This window comes from Nonomuraea sp. NPDC049400 (genome assembly GCF_044466425.1).
GTDB lineage: Bacteria > Actinomycetota > Actinomycetes > Streptosporangiales > Streptosporangiaceae > Nonomuraea.
In genome coordinates, this window is record NZ_JBITMP010000157.1 from 1 (window position 1) to 1502 (window position 1502).

General features: G+C 66.2%; 1 protein-coding gene. It reads left to right on the top strand.

Annotation, left to right across the window (positions count from 1 at the left end; all coding sequences use genetic code 11):
* The first annotated feature begins 110 nt into the window (after positions 1-110).
* Positions 111-1469: an IS4 family transposase gene (locus ACIBVN_RS60865; RefSeq protein WP_397152047.1), complete on the top strand. Its 1359-nt coding sequence runs from the start codon at positions 111-113 to the stop codon at positions 1467-1469.
* Positions 1470-1502: the final 33 nt, after the last annotated feature.

Consider the following 1502-nt stretch of genomic DNA (forward strand, 5'->3'; position numbering starts at 1 on the left):
CCAAGACCACTTAGTTAGCGATTTCGTGGTGTCGTCAAATCGGCGGAAACAGCAACAGAGCCCCTGCTAGAACAGTGTCGACCAAGATCACAGTTCGGCAAGGAGCTCCGTTGGATGTCCAGTCTGTCATGCCTGGCGAGGTCGTGGTGGCTTCCGGGGCTTTCGCTCCCGGACATCTCGGCGAACTGACGCAGCTGATCCCGTTCGACATGGTCGATGAGGCGCTGACGGAAACGCGTGCGGTGCAGAGCCGGATCCGCGACCTGCCGTCCCGGGTGGTGGTCTACCTGCTACTGGCCGGTTGCCTGTTCCCCGAGATGGGATGGACGCAGGTCTGGCAACGGCTGACGGCAGGACTCGGCAATCTGCCCGTCGCCAGGCCCACCGCCGCGGCTCTGGCACAGGCGCGGCGTCGTATCGGGGTCAACCCCCTGATGTGGCTGTTCGACCTGGTGCGCGGCCCGGTCCCGGGCATCGCCGTCCCGGGCGCACGCTGGCGCGGGCTGCTCGTCTGCGCCATCGACGGGACGACCATGACCGTGCCCGACAGCCCAGCCAACCTGACCGTCTTCACCAAACATCGCGGTAATCACGGTGGATCGGGTTACCCGCAGCTGCGCCTGCTGGTCTTGGTGTGCTGCGGCGCCCGCACCATCATGGACGCGGTCTTCGGGCCGACCACGGCCGGAGAGACCACCTACGCGCCCCGGCTGCTGACCAGCCTGCGCGAGGGCGTGATCGTTCTCCTGGACCGCAACTTCGCCGTCCACGCCCTCATCAGCGCCATCACCCAGACCGGCGCTCAAGTCCTGGTACGGGTCAAAGACAGCCGTCGGCTGCCCATCCTGCGCCGCTGGCCGGACGGCTCCTACTCCTCCAGACTCGGCGGTCTGCCGGTCCGGGTCATCGAGGCCACGATCGCCATCTCGACCACGGCAGGCCGCCGCACCGCCACGTACCGACTGGTGACCAGCCTGACCGACCCGCACCGCCATCCCGCCGCCGACCTGGTCACTCTCTACCACCACCGATGGGAGATCGAGACCACCTACTTGGAGATCAAATCGACGATCCTGGGCGGGCGCGTCCTGCGGGCCCGCACCCCACAGGGCGTTCATCAGGAGGTCTACGCTCTGCTGACCACCTACCAGATGCTGCGCATGGCCATGGCCGATGCCACCACGGCCTCCCCTGGCATCGCCTGTGACAGGGCTGGCTTCACCGTCGCCCTCAACGCCGCCCGCGACCAGGTCATCCAGGCCGCTGGCATCATCGGCGGCACCGTCATCGACCTGATCGGTGCGATCGGCCGCCAGGTCCTGGCCCACCTCATGCCCGAGCGCCGTATCCGCACCAGCCCACGCGTCGTCAAACGCGCCATATCCAAGTACAACGCCCGCGGCATCGTCGACCGAACCAGCTACAAGGCCACCATCAGCATCAACATCCACATGCCCGATGAACCTTGACAAACCAGCGTGAAGCCAAACTAAACGGCATTG